The sequence below is a fragment of the Sphingomonas koreensis genome, assembly GCF_002797435.1.
GTDB classification, from domain to species: Bacteria; Pseudomonadota; Alphaproteobacteria; order Sphingomonadales; family Sphingomonadaceae; genus Sphingomonas; species Sphingomonas koreensis.
The window spans coordinates 3,973,692-3,991,785 of sequence record NZ_PGEN01000001.1 but is presented as its reverse complement, the minus strand read 5'-3'; the positions used below and the strand labels follow the sequence as shown (position 1 = coordinate 3,991,785).

Annotated in this window: 16 protein-coding genes; 10 read left to right on the top strand and 6 right to left on the bottom strand. The window is 67.3% G+C overall.

Going from position 1 to position 18,094, the window contains the following annotated elements:
* Window positions 1-4: 4 nt before the first annotated feature.
* Both kdpA and BDW16_RS19145 read right to left on the bottom strand, forming a co-directional pair.
* The gene (kdpA, locus tag BDW16_RS19150) at window positions 5-1,708 is read right to left on the bottom strand and encodes a potassium-transporting ATPase subunit KdpA (RefSeq protein ID WP_066574061.1); all 1,704 of its coding nucleotides are present in this window, start codon (window positions 1,706-1,708) and stop codon (window positions 5-7) included.
* 10 nt (window positions 1,709-1,718) lie between these two features.
* Entirely contained in the window at window positions 1,719-1,808 is a 90-nt protein-coding gene (locus BDW16_RS19145; protein ID WP_066574064.1) for a potassium-transporting ATPase subunit F, read from the bottom strand.
* Window positions 1,809-2,041: 233 nt separating this feature from the next.
* Between BDW16_RS19145 and BDW16_RS19140 the strand changes: the two genes are divergently transcribed.
* Complete coding sequence (locus BDW16_RS19140; RefSeq protein WP_066574067.1) at window positions 2,042-4,696, top strand: sensor histidine kinase; 2,655 nt, start codon at window positions 2,042-2,044, stop codon at window positions 4,694-4,696.
* Here the strand turns inward: BDW16_RS19140 and BDW16_RS19135 are convergent.
* Window positions 4,693-5,892, bottom strand: coding sequence for a glycosyltransferase family 4 protein (locus BDW16_RS19135; protein ID WP_066574069.1), 1,200 nt, complete (start codon window positions 5,890-5,892; stop codon window positions 4,693-4,695). The two genes, BDW16_RS19140 and BDW16_RS19135, sit on opposite strands and share 4 nt — an antisense overlap.
* Window positions 5,893-6,109: 217 nt before the next feature.
* On the opposite strand from BDW16_RS19135, the gene BDW16_RS19130 reads away from it, so the two are divergent.
* Entirely contained in the window at window positions 6,110-6,718 is a 609-nt protein-coding gene (locus BDW16_RS19130) for an outer membrane protein (RefSeq protein ID WP_066574071.1), read from the top strand.
* 136 nt (window positions 6,719-6,854) lie between these two features.
* Window positions 6,855-7,541, top strand: a complete 687-nt coding sequence (locus BDW16_RS19125; protein WP_066574074.1) for a response regulator — start codon at window positions 6,855-6,857, stop codon at window positions 7,539-7,541.
* A gap of 50 nt (window positions 7,542-7,591) precedes the next feature.
* Here the strand turns inward: BDW16_RS19125 and BDW16_RS21420 are convergent, their stop codons facing one another.
* Entirely contained in the window at window positions 7,592-7,759 is a 168-nt protein-coding gene (locus BDW16_RS21420) for a hypothetical protein (RefSeq protein WP_157081367.1), read from the bottom strand.
* Between the two features lie 146 nt (window positions 7,760-7,905).
* Between BDW16_RS21420 and BDW16_RS19120 the strand changes: the two genes are divergently transcribed.
* The 7 genes from BDW16_RS19120 to mobA all read left to right on the top strand — a co-directional run bounded on the left by BDW16_RS19120 (window position 7,906) and on the right by mobA (window position 14,762).
* Window positions 7,906-9,147, top strand: coding sequence for a sensor histidine kinase (locus tag BDW16_RS19120; protein ID WP_083954174.1), 1,242 nt, complete (start codon window positions 7,906-7,908; stop codon window positions 9,145-9,147).
* Between the two features lie 70 nt (window positions 9,148-9,217).
* Window positions 9,218-10,351, top strand: coding sequence for an ABC transporter permease (locus BDW16_RS19115; RefSeq protein WP_066574076.1), 1,134 nt, complete (start codon window positions 9,218-9,220; stop codon window positions 10,349-10,351).
* Between the two features lie 2 nt (window positions 10,352-10,353).
* Complete coding sequence (locus BDW16_RS19110; protein ID WP_066574078.1) at window positions 10,354-11,085, top strand: ABC transporter ATP-binding protein; 732 nt, start codon at window positions 10,354-10,356, stop codon at window positions 11,083-11,085.
* 2 nt (window positions 11,086-11,087) lie between these two features.
* Window positions 11,088-11,990 (top strand): efflux RND transporter periplasmic adaptor subunit, encoded by a 903-nt coding sequence (locus BDW16_RS19105; RefSeq protein WP_066574079.1) that lies wholly within the window; start codon window positions 11,088-11,090, stop codon window positions 11,988-11,990.
* Window positions 11,987-13,327, top strand: a complete 1,341-nt coding sequence (locus BDW16_RS19100) for a TolC family protein (RefSeq protein ID WP_066574082.1) — start codon at window positions 11,987-11,989, stop codon at window positions 13,325-13,327. The genes BDW16_RS19105 and BDW16_RS19100 overlap by 4 nt, the downstream gene beginning before the upstream one ends.
* Before the next feature lie 140 nt (window positions 13,328-13,467).
* Complete coding sequence (gene fdhD / locus BDW16_RS19095) at window positions 13,468-14,241, top strand: formate dehydrogenase accessory sulfurtransferase FdhD (protein ID WP_100362890.1); 774 nt, start codon at window positions 13,468-13,470, stop codon at window positions 14,239-14,241.
* A complete protein-coding gene (mobA, locus tag BDW16_RS19090) occupies window positions 14,238-14,762 on the top strand; it encodes a molybdenum cofactor guanylyltransferase (protein WP_066574092.1) in 525 nt (174 codons plus the stop codon). Before fdhD ends, mobA begins: the two co-directional genes overlap by 4 nt.
* Window positions 14,763-14,771: 9 nt before the next feature.
* Here mobA and BDW16_RS19085 read toward each other — a convergent pair whose 3' ends face one another.
* Both BDW16_RS19085 and BDW16_RS19080 read right to left on the bottom strand, forming a co-directional pair.
* Window positions 14,772-15,731, bottom strand: coding sequence for a Dyp-type peroxidase (locus BDW16_RS19085; protein WP_066574094.1), 960 nt, complete (start codon window positions 15,729-15,731; stop codon window positions 14,772-14,774).
* 50 nt (window positions 15,732-15,781) lie between these two features.
* Entirely contained in the window at window positions 15,782-18,076 is a 2,295-nt protein-coding gene (locus BDW16_RS19080; RefSeq protein WP_371836682.1) for an FdhF/YdeP family oxidoreductase, read from the bottom strand.
* Between the last annotated feature and the right edge of the window lie 18 nt (window positions 18,077-18,094).

The window sequence follows — 18,094 nt, the reverse complement described above, 5'->3', positions numbered from 1 at the left end:
GTCCTCAGAAGAGCTGGCCGTTGATCATCGAGAGATGATCCGCGATCGGGCCGAGCGCGAGGCTGGGAAGGAAGGTCAGGCCGCCCACGATCAGGATGATCCCGACGAGCAGGCCCACCCACAGCGGTCCGGTGGTCGGGAACGAGCCCGCGGTGGCCGGGGTGTACTTCTTGGCGGCAAGACTGCCCGCGATGGCGAGCACCGGCACGATCATGAAGAACCGGCCGAGCCACATCGCGACGCCGAGCAAGCCGTTGTAGAAGGGCGTGCCCGCGGTGAGGCCGGCAAAGGCCGAACCGTTGTTCCCGGTTGCCGAGCTATAGGCGTAGAGGATCTCGCTGAAGCCGTGCGGGCCCTTGTTGAGCGGCCCGGCCAGGCCCGCCGGAAGGACGGCGGACAGCGCGGTGAAGCCGAGCACGCAGAGCGGCACGATCGCGATGGCGAGCACCGCCAGCTTGACCTCACGGCTTTCGATCTTCTTGCCGACATATTCGGGTGTGCGGCCGACCATCAGGCCCGCGACGAACACCGCGAGGATGGCGAACAGCAGGAAGCCGTAGATGCCCGCGCCGACGCCGCCGATCACGATCTCCCCCAGCTGCATGTTGAACAGCGGGATCATGCCGCCCAGCGCGGTGAAGCTGTCGTGCATCGCATTGACCGCGCCGCACGATGCCGCGGTGGTGATGACCGAGAAGAGCGCACTGGCGGCAATGCCGAAGCGAACTTCCTTGCCCTCCATATTGCCGCCCATCGCACCCAGCGCATGCAGGTTCGGGTTGCCCGCGGCCTCGGCCCAGTAGGTGACGCTGACGCCGGCGAGGAACAGCACCAGCATCGCCGACAGGATCGCCCAGCCCTGGCGCGGGTTGCCCACCGCCTTGCCGAAGGTCCATGTGAGGCCTGCGCCGATCACGAAGATCGACAGCATCTGGACGAGGTTGGTAAGCGCGGTCGGGTTCTCGAACGGATGCGCCGAGTTGGCGTTGAAGAAGCCGCCGCCATTGGTACCGAGCATCTTGATCGCCTCCTGCGAGGCGACCGGGCCGAGTGCGATCGACTGTTTCGCACCTTCGAGCGTGGTGGCGTCGATCATCGCGGCGAAGGTCTGCGGCACGCCGCTGGCGATCAGGAAGGTCGCATAGACGATGCAGACCGGGAGCAGCAGATAGAGCGTCACGCGCGTGAGATCGGCCCAGAAATTGCCGACCGTGCCGCTTTCCCGGCGCGCAAAGCCGCGGAAGATCGCGAAGGCGATGGCGATGCCGGTCGCGGCGGAGAGGAAGTTGTGGATGACCAGGCCGAGCATCTGGCTCAAGTTGCTCAGTGCGACTTCGCCCGCATACCATTGCCAGTTGGTGTTGGTGGTAAAGCTGATCGCAGTGTTGAACGCGCCGTCCGCGCCGACCGGCGCCAGCTCGCGCGGGTTCATCGGCAGCACGCCCTGCAGGCGCAGCACGGCATAGGTGAACAGGAAGGTCGCCAGCTGGAACAGCAGCATATGGATGGCATAGCGGCGCCAGCCCTGCTCCGCCGCGGGATCGACCCCGGCAAGCTTGTAGAAACCCCGCTCGACCGGCCCCAGCACGACGTGGAGCGGCGTGCGGCGGCCTTCATAGAGCGCGAACAGCCACATCCCCACCGGCTTCGCGAGCGCGACGAGAATGGCGACAAAGACGAGGATCAGCCCCCAGCCCTGGATGGTCATGTCGGTTCTTTCAGAACTTCTCGGGCCGCACGAGGACGGCGACGAGGTAAAGGAGGAGGCCGAGCGCGGTCAGCCCGGCGAGCGTCAGATGGATGCTCATCTCAGGCCTCGTCGCAGAGGCGAAGATAGGCGAGCGTCACGAGGAAAAGCCCGCCGAGCGCGGCGAGCCAGATCACGTCCTGCATGGGGCAGACTCCGAATGGTTTCGGACGCTCAATTAGGCGTGCATGCCGTTAAGGTTCGCCGGTGAAAGCCGCGGGCGGGCATTAAGAAAGCATAAGGATGAAACCCCGCCGGTGGCGTTCGCCGCTGCGCGCGCGTAATTGTCGCGCGATGGAATCGCGTCCCTCGCCCGAAGCCCTGCTCCGCGCCGCCAAGCGCGAGGCGCGCGGCAAGCTCAAGATCTTCCTCGGCGCCGCGCCCGGCGTCGGCAAGACGTTCGAGATGCTGCGGGAGGGGGCGGAACGGCTCAAGGCCGGCACCGATGTCGTCGTCGCGGTGGTCGAGACGCATGGCCGCGCCGAGACCGCGGCGCTGCTCGAACCGTTCGAGGTGATCGCGCGCCGGACCATCGACTATCAGGGCCACGCGCTGCCCGAGATGGATCTCGACGCGATCCTCGCGCGGCGCCCGTCGCTCGCGCTGGTCGACGAGTTCGCGCACACCAATGTCGAGGGCAGCCGCCATCCCAAGCGCTGGCAGGACGTGCAGGAATTGCTCGACGCCGGGATCGACGTCTACACCACGCTCAATATCCAGCATGTCGAGAGCCTCAACGACGTCGTCGCCAGCTTCACCCGCGTCCGCGTGCGCGAGACCGTGCCCGACAGCGTGTTCGAAGGGGCCGAGATCGAGGTGGTCGACCTTCCCCCCGACGAGCTGATCGAGCGCCTGAAACAGGGCAAGGTCTATATCCCGGACGAGGCCAGCCGCGCGCTCGGCCACTTCTTCTCCAAGCCCAACCTCTCGGCGCTGCGCGAGATGGCGCTGCGCCGCGCCGCGCTGAGCGTCGACCGGGCGTTGCTCGACGAGCTTGATGCAAGCGCGGTGCAGGGCACCTTCGCCGGCGGCGAGCGGGTGCTGGTCGCGGTGAGCGAGCTGGCCGGGTCCGACACGCTGGTGCGCGCCGCCAAGCGGCTTGCCGATGCGCTGCGCGCGCCGTGGCAGGCCGTCTATATCCGCACGCCCCGCGCCGAGGGGTTCGACGAGGCGCAGAAGCGCCGCATCGCCGATACGCTGCGGCTCGCCGCCAGCCTGGGCGCTACGATCGCGACGGTGCCTGCCGAAAAGGTGATCGACGGGCTGGCCGAGCATATCCGGATGACCCGCACGACTCAGCTCGTCATCGGCAAGTCGGTGCGCAGCTGGTGGTTCGAGCTGCGTCACGGATCGGTGGTCAACACGATGCTGCGCACTGGCGACGGCGTGGCGGTGCATGTGATCCCCGCGGTGGTATCGGGCGAGAGTTCGTCTCGCGCGCCACGCACGCTTGGGCGTTGGGGCAATCCCGCCACCTATGCGGTGGTCGCTGCGCTGGTTGCGGCGGCAACGCTGCTCGGCAAGCTGGTCGAGCCGCTGATCGGGCGCGGCGGGGTGGACCTGATCTACCTCTCGCCGGTGATCCTCGCCTCGGGCCGCTATGGGCTTCGCCCGGGCCTGCTCACCGGGTTCGCCTCGGCAATGGCGTATAATTTCTTCTTCCTGCCGCCGGTTCATACCTTCACCATCGCCGATCCGCAGAGCCTTCTGACGATGTTCGTGCTGATCGGGATCGCGGCCTTCACCGCCAACCTTGCCGGACGGCTCAAGACGCGCGCCACGCTCGGCGCCCGCAGCGCACAGGAGAATGCCGCGGTCGCTGCCTTCGGCCAGATGCTCGCGCGCGTCTCCGACTGGCAGACGACCAGTCAGCTGGTCTGTGAGGAGATGGCCCGGCTGCTCGAAGTCAACATCATCCTGCTGCGTGAACGCGGTGGCGAACTCGTCCGCGCTGGTGCCTCGCCGGAAACCGGCCCGCTCAATCCGGTCAACCAGGCCGCCGCGGAGTGGGCGATGAAGCGGGGCGAGCCTGCCGGTGCGGGCACCGCCACGCTCAACGCCGCGGACTGGCAGTTCCATCCGCTCAAGACCGCGCTCGGCGTGCTCGCCGTGGTCGGCCTGTCGCGCGACGACGGCCGCGAACCGGTAACCGCCGATCGCGCGGTGCTGCTTTCCACCCTGCTGGGCCAGGCCGCGCTCGCACACGAGCGGCTGAAGCTCGAGAGCGAGGTACGCGAGGTCTCGGTGCTCAAGGAACGCGACCGGCTACGCGCGGCTCTGCTCTCCTCGATCGGGCATGATCTGCGCACGCCGCTCACTTCGGTCGCCACCGCGATCGAAGGACTGGGCGTCGAGCAGCCCGGCTCCCCTGCCCTCCCTGTCGCTCGGATGGAGGTCGCGCGCCTGCGCCGCTTCCTCGACAATCTGCTCGACATGGTCCGCATCGATTCCGGCGCGCTCACGCTCGCGCCCGAGCCGATCGACCTGACCGATGCAGTCGCCAGCGCCGTCCATGACCTCAAGGATCTGTTCCGCGGCCGCCATATCGACCTCAAGGTTCCCGCAAACCTGCCTTTCGTCACCGCCGATCCGACGCTGCTCCACCACATCCTGATCAACCTGCTCGCCAATGCTGCGCAGCATGGCGGAGAAGCGGGCCGGATCACGATCGAGGGTTCGCGCACGCCCGATGCGGTGCTGCTCGCGATCCGCGATCAAGGACCAGGTCTGGAGCCCGGGATGGAAGAACGCATCTTCGAGACGTTCGCGCAGGGCCGCGGCAGCGATCGCCAAGGCGGCAGCGGTCTCGGCCTGGCGATCGTCAAGGGCTTTGCAGATGCCATGTCGATCGGCGTGCGGGCGGGCAACGGCCCGGACGGCGGCGCGGTGTTCACCATCGGCTTCCCGAACCAGCTCGTCCATAGCGGGACGCATGCGGGCGAGGTCTAGCGCCTCCCCGATTGCACGCACTCGCGATACACCGACGCCACACCCGAAAGCTGCTGGCACCAATCGTGGGACAAGGCCGATCGCGCCGCCGCAGCGCCAAGCGCCGCGCGCAGCGGGCGGGAGATGACGAGCCGCTCCAACGCATCGGTGTAGGCCGCTATCGCCCCGGCCTCGACCAGCAGCCCCGAAGATCCGTGTGCGATCAACGCCTCGGCGCTGGCCACCCGTGCCGAGATCACCGGAACGCCACAGGCCATGGCTTCGAGGTTCACATTGCCGAACGCCTCGGTCACCGACGGGTTGATGAGGACATCCGCGCTGGCGACAGCCATGCCGAGCCGCTCGCCCGAAAGATGCCCGAGGAAGGTCGCATCCGGCAGCTGCCCTGCGAACCACCGGCGCGCGGGTCCCTCGCCGACGATCATCGGCCGCAGCCGGTACCCCCGCTCGCGCGCGGCGCGGATGACGCCGGCAAAGACGGCAAGACCCTTTTCGTGCACCAGCCGGCCGAAGAAGAGCGGCGCGATCTCGTCCGGTGCGTAGCCCAGTTCGCGGCGCAGTTCCGGGCTCCGGCGTCCCGGGTTGAACTGGCCGCGATCGACACCGCGCCCCCAGACCGCGACACGCCCGTCCAGCCCCTGGCTCCGGAATGCGCCGGCAATCGCCTCGGTCGGTGCAAGGACGCGATCGCATCCGCGATAGAAGCGGTTCAGATAGTGTTCGACCGGCGCCCTGAGCAGCCGGAGGCCGTAATAGTCGAGATAGGTCTCGAAGCGGGTGTGCAGGCTGCTCACGACAGGCACTCCGATCTCGCGCGCGAAACGCTGGGCGCTCCGGCCCAGCCAGTCGGGTGCCGACAAATGCACGATATTGGGGGCGAAACGCCGGATATCCTCCCGCACTTTCGCCGGGAGTCCGAGCGCGACCCGGTACTCGCTGCGACCAGGAATTGCGACGGAGGGCACCGGAACGACGTCGCCGGCCGACTTGAACGCCGGCACCGCCGCCACCGGCGAATAGACGCGCACGGCGGCACCTTCCTCGGTCAGCAGATGATCGACCAGCCGGTTGAGCGCCTGGTTCGCACCGTCCCGCACGCAATCGTAATTGCCGGAGAACAGGGCGATGCGCAGCCCCGGCCCCTCGGTCCGTGGCGCTTCCCAGGCGCGCGCGCCGTTCATCGGATATGCCGCCATCACTCGCCTGCATCGAAGCTGTTCATCGCATTGCGGTGAGCCGGTTCGATGCAGCCTGCGTCGGCAGAGGATGGAGATTCCATGGATCGCCCGCCGGATCGGTTCCAACGCGCCTGGCTCGACCCGGCATCGGCACAGCCTCCACCGAAGCTCCACGGATCGGCGCCAGAGGACGTTCCGTCGATCCGATCCGGGTCGCTGTTGTGGAGTTAGATCAATGAAGAAGACTATCCTGCTTAGCGGGCTCGCGCTTGTCGCCGCCCAGACCGCGCATGCGCAATCCGGCGAAGACAAGTCGTTCGACGGGTTCAAGGTCGGTGCCTCGGCCGGCCGGACCAGCCAGGATGTCGATCGCAAGATCACCGGCGAGACCGCCAAGCTCGACATCGACAAGAAGTCGTTCGATTGGCGCGGCTATCTCGGCTACGATATCCAGACCGACAGCAACATCGTGATCGGCGCCGAAGTCGGCATCGGCGGCGGCGGCAAGACCCTCGAGCAGAAGGTCGGCGCGACCAACGTCAAGGTCAATCCGCGCCGCACGATCGATGCGACCGGCCGGATCGGCTACGCCGCGGGCAATTCGGTCCTCTTCTTCGCCAAGGGCGGCTGGGCCTGGCAGCGCTTCGACGTCAACGCCAAGTCGACCGCGGCGGGCGCGAAGGCCGTCGACACCAAGATCAAGGAAAACGGATTCCTGTATGGCGCAGGTATCGAATACGCGCTGAGCCCCTCCTTCTCGCTCCGCGGCGAATTCGACCGGGTCAAGTTCAGCGATGAACTGAAGCGCGACCGCCTCCTGGTCGGCGCAGCGGTCCGCTTCTGATCTTCCTTGCAGGACTGAGGCGGTTCGCTTCGGCGGGCCGCCTCTTTTTGTGCCTGCGCTTCCCTCCATCAACTCTCCACAATTCGTCCGCTTGGCCTCGACCGTGTAGGGACAGAGCGATTCCCGGGAGTTGTACATGGAAAGCGCATTGATCCTGATTGTCGAGGACGAGCCGGAAATCGCGTCGATCCTCGATGCCTATTTCACCCGGGACGGCTTTCGGACGGTGCTGGCCTCCAATGGCGAGATCGCGTTGCAGCATCATGCGATGCTCTCGCCCGACCTGATGGTCCTCGACGTCAAGCTGCCCAAGGCGGACGGCTTCGCGGTGCTGGCGGAGATTCGCCACCGCGGCGGAACACCGGTGATCATGGCGACCGCGCTTGCCGAGGATCTCGACAAATTGTCGGCGCTGCGCCTTGGCGCGGACGACTATGTCGTGAAACCGTTCAACCCGCTCGAGGTCGTCGAACGGGCGAAGGCGATTCTGCGCCGGGGCCGGATGCGTAGCGACGGCGTCGTGCGGCACGGACCGCTCGAGCTCGATAGCGCGGCGCATGCCGCCTATGTACAGGCTGGCGGCCGGCGGCAGCTGCTCAATCTCACCACAACCGAGTTCAAGCTGCTCGCGCACATGATGCGGACGCCGACCAAGGCCTTTTCGCGCGGCGAGCTGCTCGATGCGTGCATGCCCGACAGCGATGCGCTCGAGCGTACGGTCGACAGCCATGTCAGCAATCTGCGCCGCAAGCTGCACGTCGCGGGGGCCACCGATCTGCTCGGGGGTGTACGGGGCGTTGGGTACCGCCTGCTGCCGCTGTGAGGCGCACGGTCGCTCGTCCGCAATGGCACGGCACGATGCCGTGCTGGGCATCAACTCTTGCGGCGCACGGGAACGAACCACAGCAGCCAGAGAAACCAGCCCAGCGAAAGAAATTGCCACGCGCTTTCGCGCCCGTGCAGGGCAAGGAGCATGTCGGGGACGTTGTAGAAACCGATCAGACCGAAAAACCCAAGCCACCATCGTTGCTGCATCTGCACGGTCAACTCCTCGCAATGCGCTTGCCCCTGTGCAGCGCGGATCCGCTATCACGACGGCGCGTCGAGATACGGTCGAGAGTTGATGCGTGCATCGGGCAGCGGCCGGCGCATCCGGACTTCAACCCCATGGCCTGTGGCAGACGCATATGAAAGCTGACCCCGACACCTATCCGCGCCGGGCAAGCCGGCCAAGTCCGACCAGCCTTGCGGGATTGCGCGGGGTGATCGGCCGCGCGCGGCACCGCCGCCGCGCGCGGCTCGCGACCCAATTGACCGCCGCCATGGCGATCATCACCTTTCTGAGCGTCGTGGTGATGCTCGGCGGCATGATCGCCTTCTATGTCTGGTCCTACAATCTGTTCCGCGGCACGCTCTCTCCAAGCGCGCAGCGTGCCTACGATCTGGTCGAGCTGAACCAGCTCCCGTCGCAGACGGAGCTCGAAGCGCTGCTGAACGCCTATCAGGCATGGGAATCCGGCTTCGAGTTCCGGGAGCTGATCGCACTGATCGGGCTCGGCATCGTCGCGCTTCTGGTCGGCATCATCGCCGGGCGATGGCTCGCGGCGCGGATCAGCGACCCCGTGCACCGGGTCGCCGCCGCCGCCCGGCGCGTGGCAGCGGGGGACCGCACGGTGCGGGTCGCGGTGCCCGGCCACGGTGTGGGTGAAATCCATCAGCTGATCGCGGACTTCAACATGATGGCGCGCGAAATGGAGCGATCGGAACGCGAGATGCGCGAGAGCATCGCGGCCATCGCGCACGAACTGCGCACCCCGCTGACGGTCCTGCGCGGTCGCCTGCAAGGCATGGCCGACGGCGTCTTCGCGCCCGACCGGAACGGACTGGACGGCCTGATCCTGCAGACCGATGCGCTTTCCCAGATCATCGAGGACCTTCGGATCCTCAGCCTTGCCATGTCGGGCCGGCTGGTGATGCGGCCAACGATGATCGAGCTAGCGACGGAAGCCGGCCAGACGATCGATGCCTTCTCCGCCGAGCTGGCACGAGCGGGCATGACCGCCGAACGCGATCTCGGGCCGGTACGCCTGGCGGCGGATGGCGCGCGATTGCGCCAGATCCTGCTCGCGCTGCTCGACAATGCGCGCCGCTACGCCGCATCGGGCGGGACGGTAAGGATCGAGACGGGCTCCGACGCCCGGGGCGCTTTTCTTCGCGTACTCGACCGCGGCCCCGGCATCAGCGCCGAGGATGCCGAACGCCTGTTCCAGCGCTTCTGGCGTGCCGACGATTCCAGATCGCGCGATTCGGGCGGGACCGGCCTTGGACTAGCGGTGGTGAAGGCGATCGCCGAAGCGCATGGCGGCAGCGCGTGTGCGGCGCGGCGCGACGGCGGCGGCGCCCAGTTCGAAGTCCGCCTCCCCTGTTGAGCCTCGCTCTCGACAGCGCCTCCACATTCCGCGGGGCCTAGCTCCACGCTCCCCCGTCATTGCGCCAGTCATGATCTCGCTGGCCCGCAAATCCATCCTGCACGAATGGCGCCGCTTCGCGCCTGCGATCTTCGCGATCGCCTTCTCCGGCATCCTGCTGGTGATCCAGGCGGCGCTCGCTGTCGGCCTCTTCGCGACGGTCGCCGTCTATATCGAGAAGTCGGACGCCGAACTCTGGGTCGGATTCCCGGGCACCCCGAGCATCGATCAGGGCCGCTATATCTCCAGCCGCACCGAATCCTTCGTGCGAATGCATCCCGATGTCGACCGGACCGAGCCCTTCTCCTGGGCCGGCGGCGTCTGGCGCTCGCGGCCCGGCGCGGGCGACGTGAGCGTCGTGCTCGCGGGGATCGATCCCCGCCCCGGCTCGCTGACCTTCGCGCATGCGGTCTCGCCCGACCTGCGCGACAAGCTGACGATCCCCGGTGCCGTGCTGGTCGACATCGCCGACCGCGACAAGCTGGGCGTCTCGATCGGGTCGAATGCGGAGATCAACGGCAAGAAGGTCCATGTCGCCGGCTTTACCGAAGGGCTGCGCGGCATCGGCAGCATCAACGTCATCTCCTCGCTCAGCACCGCGCGGCATCTCGATCCCGGCCTCCACCACACCGACGACGTCGCTTATTATCTGGTGAAGCTGCGCGCCGGCGCCGATCCGGCAGCGGTCAAGGACGCCCTCTCGCCCAAGGAGCAGAACGCCCGCTACCAGGCGTGGACGGCGAAGGAATTCGGCGACCGTTCGACCAATTACTGGCTGTTCGAATCGGGCATGGGAACCGCGTTCGGCCTCTCCTCGCTCGTCGCGGTCATCGTCGCGATCGTGATCACCAGCCAGACGCTGATGGCCGCCGTCGCCGCATCGATCCGCGAGTTCGCGACGCTGCGAGCGCTGGGCGCACCCGGCAGTCATCTGCGCAGCGTCGTGCTGCAGCAGGCGCTGTGGGTCGGCATGGTCGGCCTGGTGGTCGCGGGCCTCGTTTCCGCGCTCATCCTGTGGCTCGCGAAGCTCGCCTACATCCCGGTCTCGGTCTCGGTGCCGATCACCACCGGCTGCGCCGTACTCGTTCTCTGCGTCGCGATCCTTTCCGGCTTCGTCGCGCTCAGTCAGCTTTCCAAGGCCGATCCGGCCGCTCTCCTCCGGTGACCATGATGATCAAGGCCGATGCGGCAATCGACGCCCGCGAAGTCAGCAAATCCTACACGGTGGGCCAGGTCCGCACTCAGATTCTGTTCGGCGTCAGCGTATCGGTGATGCCCGGCGAGTTGACGCTGGTGGTAGGCCCCTCGGGCTGCGGCAAAAGTACGCTCCTCGCCATTCTTTCCGGGCTGACGCTTCCCGACCAAGGTGAAGTCGACGCACTCGGCAACCCGATCTGCCGGATGAAAGCCGGTGCGCGTGATGCCTTTCGTCTGGCGAATACCGGCTTCGTCTTCCAGGGCTTCAACCTGTTCAACGCGCTCACCGCCGAAGAACAGGTCGCCTATGTGCTCCAGTGCATGAAGGTGAAGCCCGCTGAGGCAAGGCAGCGCGCCCGCGCTGCGCTCGAGGCGGTCGGGCTCGGCCCGCGGATGCGATTGCGGCCGTTCGAGCTGTCGGGCGGCGAGAAACAGCGCGTCGCGATCGCGCGCGCGCTGGCGAAGCAGCCCCGCATCCTGTTCGCCGACGAGCCGACCAGTGCGCTCGATTCGCACAATGGCCATGCCGTCATCGCCCTGCTGCGCGACATCGCCCACAATCAGGGCGCTGCCGTCCTGTGCGTCACCCACGACCCCCGGCTGCTCAGCTTCGCCGATCGCATCATCCACATGGAGGATGGCCGGATCATCCGCGACGAGCGCCCCGATCCCACATCCGCCGTTCAACGCGAGACCCATTGATCATGTCCAACCGCTCCATCGTGCCGAGCTTCGGCCTCATGTTCCTTTCCGCTGCCTTGTTGAGCGGTTGCGGGGATCCGGCCGAGCTTCCCGCCGCCACTGCGACTCAGCGCGACTTCGTCGCGATCGCCAAGGGCAAGATCGACGTCGAAGGCGGGGTGATCCGCCTCGCCGCCCAGCGCGAAGGCCTGATCCAGGCCGTGTTCGTCGAGGAAGGCGATCGCGTAAAGAAGGGGCAAGTGCTCGCCCAGATCGATACCCGTCAGGCCGAGTTGGGCGTGGCACAGGCACGTGCCGACTTAGGCGAGGCGCAGGCCCGGCACGGCATCGCAGCGGCGCGGCTGCAAGCCGCCGAGCGCGAGGCCAAGCGCCTCGCCGACCTGGCCGCGACCAAGGCGGTTCCGGTGCAGGACGCCGACAAGGCGCGTGACGAGGCACGCGTCCAGCGCGGCGAACTGGCCACGGCCGCGGCCGCAATCGCGGTGGCGCGGGAGAAGCTCAAGCGCGAACTGTTCGAGATCGAAGCACGCCGGATCCGAGCGCCGCTTGACGGCCGCATCGTCCGCCGCTCGGCGAAGCCCGGCGACGGCGCCTCCACCTTCAACGTGACCGAATTGTTCTTGCTCGCCCCCGAAAGCGACCGCATCGTCCGCGCCGAGCTCGACGAACAGTTCGTCAGCAACGTCCGCCCCGGCCAGCGGGCGCGGATCCTGCTGGACTATGACGGCAAGCAGGCCTTTGCCGGCCAGGTCTTGCGGCTGGGCGAAGTGTTCGGTGCGCGCAAGCTCGCCAATGACGATCCCAACGAACGCCAGGATATGCGAGTGATCGAAATGGTCGTCAGCGTCCGCGACAGCCAGGCGCTTCGCATCGGGCAGCGTGTCCAGGTCCAGGTGCTCAAATGAGCCGCGCTGCCACCCTCCTGCTACTGACGGGAGCGGCGCTCGCCCTCCCCGCATGCGCGAGCTTTCCCGATGCGGCGGGCGCAGGGCGAATCGTCCGCGCCGCCGATCTCCAGCCCGCGACCCCGCGCAGCTGGCATTATGATCTGGGCGACCCGGCCTTCGCCGCGCTTCTCGATCGCGCCGATCTCGGATCGCTCGACGTGAAGGCCGCGCTCGCCCGGGCAGCGGCGCGTGACGCGGCGATCAGCGTCCAGCGCGGCGGGAACCAGCCTGGGGTCGAGGCCTCTGCCGGATGGCAAACAACGCTCACCGGTGCGGAGCGCCATTCGCGGGGAGTCGATCTGGGTGTGACCGCGAGCTGGACGCCCGATCTCTGGGGCAGCGTGCGCGCTGCGGTCGATTCCGCGCGTGCCGAAGCGCGAGCGGCGGGCCACGATGTGGAGGCGGCCCGCGCCCTGCTCGCCGCCGATCTGGCACGCAGCTGGCTTGCGCTCGTCGCCACTGACGACAAGCTGGCCCGCATCGCCCGGCGCGAGGCGATGGAGCGCGAAGGCCATGCCCTTGCCGGCCGGCGCATCGCGGCCGGCTATGCCACGCGCGACGAACTGCTGGCCCGTGAGACCGCGCTTGCGCGGCTTGCCGACGAGAGGCTGACCGCTGCAAGCGATCGCGAGACGATCCGCCTGCGCCTGGTCGCACTCGCCGGGCTCGGCCCAACCGCTCGTTTCGACGCGCCGCAAGGGCTCGACGCGCTCCAGCTCTACCGGCCCGCAACGCTGACGCTCGAGCAGCTCGATACCCGTCCCGATATCAAAGCCGCCGAGGCGCGGCTGGCCGCCGCGGACTCGCAGCGCCTTGCGGAGATCCGCAACGCCCGCCCGCGGATCGCGCTCAGTATCGGCGGCCAGGGCGGCAACCAGACGCTCTCCAGCTTCCTCAGCAATCCCGGCTTCAGCCTCGTGCCCGGTATCCGGCTCGAAGGTGCGATCTTCGACGGCGGCAAGTCCCGCGCACGCGCGGACAGGGCCGCCGCCGAGGCTGCCGAGGCAGAAGCTCTGTATCTGAAGACGATGATCGGGGCGCAGCGTTCGCTCGCGACAGCGCTTGCTGCGTTCATGTCCGCGCAGGATCGCCAGGCACCGGCGGGCGCCGCCGTCGGACATGCACGGGAACGGCTGAAACTGGTCGGTGACCGCTTCGCCCGCGGTACGGCGAGCCGGATCGACCAGATCGAAGCCGAACGCGCGCTGGTCGAGGCCGAGGAAGCCGGCGCGGAAGCCCGCCGCGCATGGCTGGCCGCCAGCATCGAGGTCCATGCCGCCTTGGCGGGCGCATGACCGCCACCGTCCTGATCGTGGCGAAATCCCGTTTGATCCGGGAGCGATAGCGCGACTTTGTCCGGCGTCGTCGGCGCGGCTATGGTCCGGGGCGCGTGCCGCGGGATCAAGGCGCGCGGGAGCGGAATCGAGTGAGCGAGATGCAGGAAATGCGCGGGTTCGAACGGATCGATCCCTCCGGCAAGCACCAGGCGGTGGATCGTCTTCTGGCTCAGGAAGTGCCGGTCGCACTCGAGTTCAACGGCATCGGCTACGCGACGCTCATGGCGACGCCGGCGGATCTGGAGGATCTCGCCCGCGGCTTCGCGTTGAGCGAGCGCCTGATCGACCGCGCATGCGACATCCTCGACCTGGAGGTCCACCCGGTCGAAGGCGGGTTCATCGTCCGCACGACGCTTGTCGCGCATCTGTCCGATCGCCTCTTCGAGCGGGTGCGGCATCGCACGACCGATTCATCGTGCGGCCTGTGCGGTATCGAGAACATCGAACAGGCCATGCGCCCGCTCCCGCGTGTCGCCGAGCGCTGGTCGGGCTCAGCCGATGCGGTCTTCGCAGCGGCTGCGGCGCTCTCCGTGCACCAGCCGCTCAACCGCGCGACCGGAAGCGTCCACGCCGCCGCGCAGTGCGCGTTCGACGGCACGATCCTCGCGGTGCGGGAAGATGTCGGCCGGCATAACGCCTTCGACAAGCTGATCGGTGCGATGCTGCACGCCGGGGCCGGATGGGATGGCGGGTTCGCCCTGCTCTCGTCACGCTGCTCGTACGAGCTGGTCGAGAAAGCCGCGATCTCCGGGTGCCCGATGCTGGCGACGATCTCCGCACCGACGGACCTGGCACTGCGCCGGGCACGCGAAGCGGGCCTGACCCTCCATGTGCTCGTCCGCCCCGACGCGCTGCTGGCGGCGCGCGTATGATTCTCGGTGCGATCCTCGCCGGAGGGCAGTCCTCGCGCTTCGGAAGCGACAAGGCGATTGCGCTGCTCGAAGGACGCACACTCATCGAGCACGTCGCGAGGGCGATATCGGGCGAAGTCGACGGCATGATCGTTTGCGGGCGCGCCTATCCGGGCCTGCAAGCCGTGCCGGATCGGCCCCGCTCCGCGCTCGGCCCGCTCGGCGGGATCAATGCGGCGCTCCGCTACGCGGCGGACAATGGCTTCGCGAAGGTTCTGACGGTGCCGTGCGATACCCCCTATATCGGCAGCGATCTGCTCGCCGCCCTGATTTCGGCCCCGGCACCGGCCTATCTGGCTTCGCTGCCCGTGCTGGCATGCTGGCCTGGCGATCTGGCGGTTCGGCTCGATGCCTATCTCGATCAGGCCGCCGATCGCTCGGTCCGGGGCTGGGCCCGCACCGTCGGCGCGACGGCGCTGGACCATCCGGCGCCGGTCAACCTCAATTCGCGCAACGATCTGGATATGCTGAGCCGCCGCTGACCAGCCCGGCTAGCCGCCGCACAACCCCGTCAGTACGCGGCGCGACGGCGCAAAGAAGACGGTGCCGGTCGTTGCCGTCGAAAAGTCCAGCAGCCGGTCGTAGCTGCCCGGCGGATCGCCCACGAACATCCGTTCGAGCATCCTCTCGATCACCCACAGGCGGCGCGAATAGCCGATGAAATAGGTCCCGAACTCGCCGCGCCCGGGGCTCCCGAACGGCATGTTGTCGCGCAGGATGTCGAGCTCCTCGCCATGCTCGTCCTCGATCGTCGCGAGCGATTTGTGCGACTTGCGCGGGGCATCGTCGTCGTCGATCTCGACATTGTCGATCTTGGTGCGACCGACGATCGCTTCCTGCTCGCCGGTGGGCACGGCATTCCATGCGGCGAGGTCGTGCAGATATTTCTGCACCACGACATAGCTGCCGCCCGCGAAATCGGGATCCTCATCGCCCACCAGCGCCGCGAGCGGAATGTCGTTGCCCGCCGGATTAGCGGTGCCATCGACGAAGCCGAGCAGGTCGCGCGCATCGAAATATCGGAAGCCAGTTACTTCATCGACGACGCGCACGGCATCACCCAAAGCCGCAAGCAGCAGGCGCTCGAACTCGAAGCACAGATCGGCACGCTCGGCCCGGATGTGGAACAGGATGTCCCCCGGCGTCGCCGGCGCTGCGTGCACCGGGCCCTGCACCGGCCTGAACGGGTGGAGCTCGGCGGGGAGCGAGGCCGCGCCCAGCCGCACCCACAGCCCGTGCCCGATGCCGACGACACAGGACAGGCGTCCGGACAGGTCGCGGAACCCGACCGTCTTGATCAGGTCGTCGATCGCCGCCAGTTGCCCGCGCACGCTGGCCAGTGCGGTTTCCCCCTCCGCGACATCGACCACCAGGAATACCGCCGCGCTCGACAACGGCGCCTCGACGCTCTGCGCATCGATTGGAACGCGTTCCCAGGTCTGTCCGGTCATGGTCTGCTGTTTCCCCGCCATTCTCTATGCCGGTGCGGCCTCAAGGACCGTCACGCCGCGACGACCTTGACCGGGATCGACTTCGCCGTCGGTGTCCCGCTGATCTCGTCATAATAATCAAGCGGCAGTAGCGGGTTGAGCTCCGGATAATAGCCCGCCACCGCGCCGCGCGACATCGGATAGTCGATCACCGTCAGCCCCTCGACCCGGCGGGTGACCCCGTCGCGCGCGATCGTCTCCAGCGCGATGCGCGCGCCCGCCTCAAGCCCGCGCGCCGCACGATCCTCGGCGCTCATGAACAGCACCATGCGATCATTGTACACGCCGCGATAGCGGTCGTTGTAGCTGTAGATGGTGGTGTTGAACTGATCGTGGGAGCGGACCGTCGCGAGCCGCAGCATCGCCGGATCGTCGATCACGTCGTTCACTTCGAGGCCCGGCAGCGGCAGGAAATTGGCCTTGCCGTTCGGGGTCGGCCACACGCGCCGGCGTGGCGGGATGTCGAGGTGGAACCCCGCGGGGTTCTCGATACGCTTCGAGAAATCGGTGTAGATCGCGGGATAGACTTCAGCGATCTTGTCGCGGATCGGGCCATAGTCCGCGATGTAGCTCGCCCACGGTACCTTGCTGTCCGGCAAGGTCGCCATCGCCATGCGGCAGACGATCTCGACCTCGGGCAGCAGATCGGGGCTGGCGGGTGCGAGCACGCCGCGCGACGCGGTGACGTTCGACATCGAATCCTCGATCGTCACGAACTGCTCGCCGGCTTCGGTCTCGATCCGTTCGGATCGCGCGACTACCGGCAGCAGCAACGCCTCCTTGCCATGGATCAGGTGCCCGCGGTTGAGCTTGGTCGTAATCGCGACAGTCAGGTCGAGCTTGCGCATCGCCGCATAGGAGCGCTCGGTGTCGGGGATGGCGCGGACGAAGTTGCCGCCGAGTGCAATGAACACCTTGGCGGTCCCGCGATGCATCGCCTCGACCGCCTCGACCGTGTGGTGGCCGTATTCGCGCGGCGGCTCGAAGCCGAACACGTCGCGGACCCGGTCGAGATAGGCCTGTGACGGTTTCTCGTCGATCCCGACGGTACGGTCGCCCTGAACGTTGGAGTGGCCGCGGATCGGCGAGATGCCAGCGCCCGGCTTGCCGAAATTACCGCGCAACAGCAGCAGGTTCGCGATCTGGCGGACCAGCCTCGATCCCTCGCGATGCTGGGTAATACCCATGCCGTAGCAGATGATCGTCGCCTTCGAACGGATGTAGATTTCCGCACAGCGCCGGATCTGCGCCTCGTCGATCCCGGAGACGCGGACGATATCGGCCCAGTCGAGCGAGACGACCTCATCGCGGATCGACTCCATCCCGACGGTGTGCTCGCTCAGGAAGTCATGGTCGAGGATGGTCTCGCCCGCCGCCTCGCGCTCGAACATGACCTTCATCATGCCCTTGATCAGCGCCAGGTCGCCGCCGATGCGGATGTGCACGAACTCGCTCGCGATCGGCGTCGAGCCGAACGTCGCCATCTGGACGATGTCCTGCGGTTCGGTGAAGCGGATCAATGCGCGTTCCGGCATCGGGTTGACCGCGACGATCGGCACGCCGCGTTTGCGCGCCTCGACCAGGTTGGTCATCATCCGCGGCGAGTTGGTGCCGGTATTCTGCCCGATCACGAAGATCGCCTCGGCATGCTCGAAATCCTCGAGCACCACAGTCCCCTTGCCCACGCCGATCGCCGGAGGCAGGCCGCGGCTGGTCGGCTCGTGGCACATGTTGGAGCAATCGGGGAAATTGTTGGTCCCGAACTCCCGCACGAAGATCGAATAGAGGAACGCCGCCTCGTTGGGCGTCCGGCCCGAGGTGTAAAACTCCGCATGGTCCGGGCTGTCGAGTGCGCGCAGGTGCCGGCCGATCGTCGCAAAGGCATCGTCCCATGCGATGGGGACATAGCGGTCGCTTGCCGCGTCGTAGCGCATCGGCTCGGTCAGCCGGCCCTGCATCTCGAGCCAGTAGTCGGACTTCTCGTTAAGCTCGGTCACGCTGTGCTGCGCGAAGAAGTCGCGAGTAACGCGGAACTTGGTCGCCTCGTGCGCCAGCGCCTTGGCGCCGTTCTCGCAGAACTCCAACTTCTTCGTGCAATCGGCATCGGGGAAGGCGCAGCTCGGGCATTTGAATCCGCCCGGCTGGTTCATCGCCAGCAAGGCGCGCGAGCCCTTGGTCACCACACTCTGTTCGAGCAACACCTTGGCGGTCGCTGCGGCGGCCCCCCATCCCCCCGCAGGACTGTTGTAGGGGGCGTATCTCGCTTTACCGTCCGCCACGATCCGACTCCATCCAGGCGGAGGCATCGTCGCATCGATTGCCGC

Excerpts from the sequence above, each read along its gene's own strand:
- BDW16_RS19135 (WP_066574069.1), bottom strand. The coding sequence starts at position 5,892 with ATGGCGGCATATCCGATGAACGGCGCGCGCGCCTGGGAAGCGCCACGG.
- BDW16_RS19145 (WP_066574064.1), bottom strand. The coding sequence starts at position 1,808 with ATGAGCATCCATCTGACGCTCGCCGGGCTGACCGCGCTCGGCCTCCTC.
- BDW16_RS19140 (WP_066574067.1), top strand. The coding sequence starts at position 2,042 with ATGGAATCGCGTCCCTCGCCCGAAGCCCTGCTCCGCGCCGCCAAGCGC.
- BDW16_RS19120 (WP_083954174.1), top strand. The coding sequence starts at position 7,906 with ATGAAAGCTGACCCCGACACCTATCCGCGCCGGGCAAGCCGGCCAAGT.
- BDW16_RS19085 (WP_066574094.1), bottom strand. The coding sequence starts at position 15,731 with ATGACCGGACAGACCTGGGAACGCGTTCCAATCGATGCGCAGAGCGTC.
- BDW16_RS19115 (WP_066574076.1), top strand. The coding sequence starts at position 9,218 with ATGATCTCGCTGGCCCGCAAATCCATCCTGCACGAATGGCGCCGCTTC.
- BDW16_RS19130 (WP_066574071.1), top strand. The coding sequence starts at position 6,110 with ATGAAGAAGACTATCCTGCTTAGCGGGCTCGCGCTTGTCGCCGCCCAG.
- BDW16_RS19100 (WP_066574082.1), top strand. The coding sequence starts at position 11,987 with ATGAGCCGCGCTGCCACCCTCCTGCTACTGACGGGAGCGGCGCTCGCC.
- BDW16_RS19105 (WP_066574079.1), top strand. The coding sequence starts at position 11,088 with ATGTCCAACCGCTCCATCGTGCCGAGCTTCGGCCTCATGTTCCTTTCC.
- kdpA (WP_066574061.1), bottom strand. The coding sequence starts at position 1,708 with ATGACCATCCAGGGCTGGGGGCTGATCCTCGTCTTTGTCGCCATTCTC.
- mobA (WP_066574092.1), top strand. The coding sequence starts at position 14,238 with ATGATTCTCGGTGCGATCCTCGCCGGAGGGCAGTCCTCGCGCTTCGGA.
- BDW16_RS19125 (WP_066574074.1), top strand. The coding sequence starts at position 6,855 with ATGGAAAGCGCATTGATCCTGATTGTCGAGGACGAGCCGGAAATCGCG.
- BDW16_RS19110 (WP_066574078.1), top strand. The coding sequence starts at position 10,354 with ATGATGATCAAGGCCGATGCGGCAATCGACGCCCGCGAAGTCAGCAAA.
- BDW16_RS19080 (WP_371836682.1), bottom strand. The coding sequence starts at position 18,076 with ATGCCTCCGCCTGGATGGAGTCGGATCGTGGCGGACGGTAAAGCGAGA.
- fdhD (WP_100362890.1), top strand. The coding sequence starts at position 13,468 with ATGCAGGAAATGCGCGGGTTCGAACGGATCGATCCCTCCGGCAAGCAC.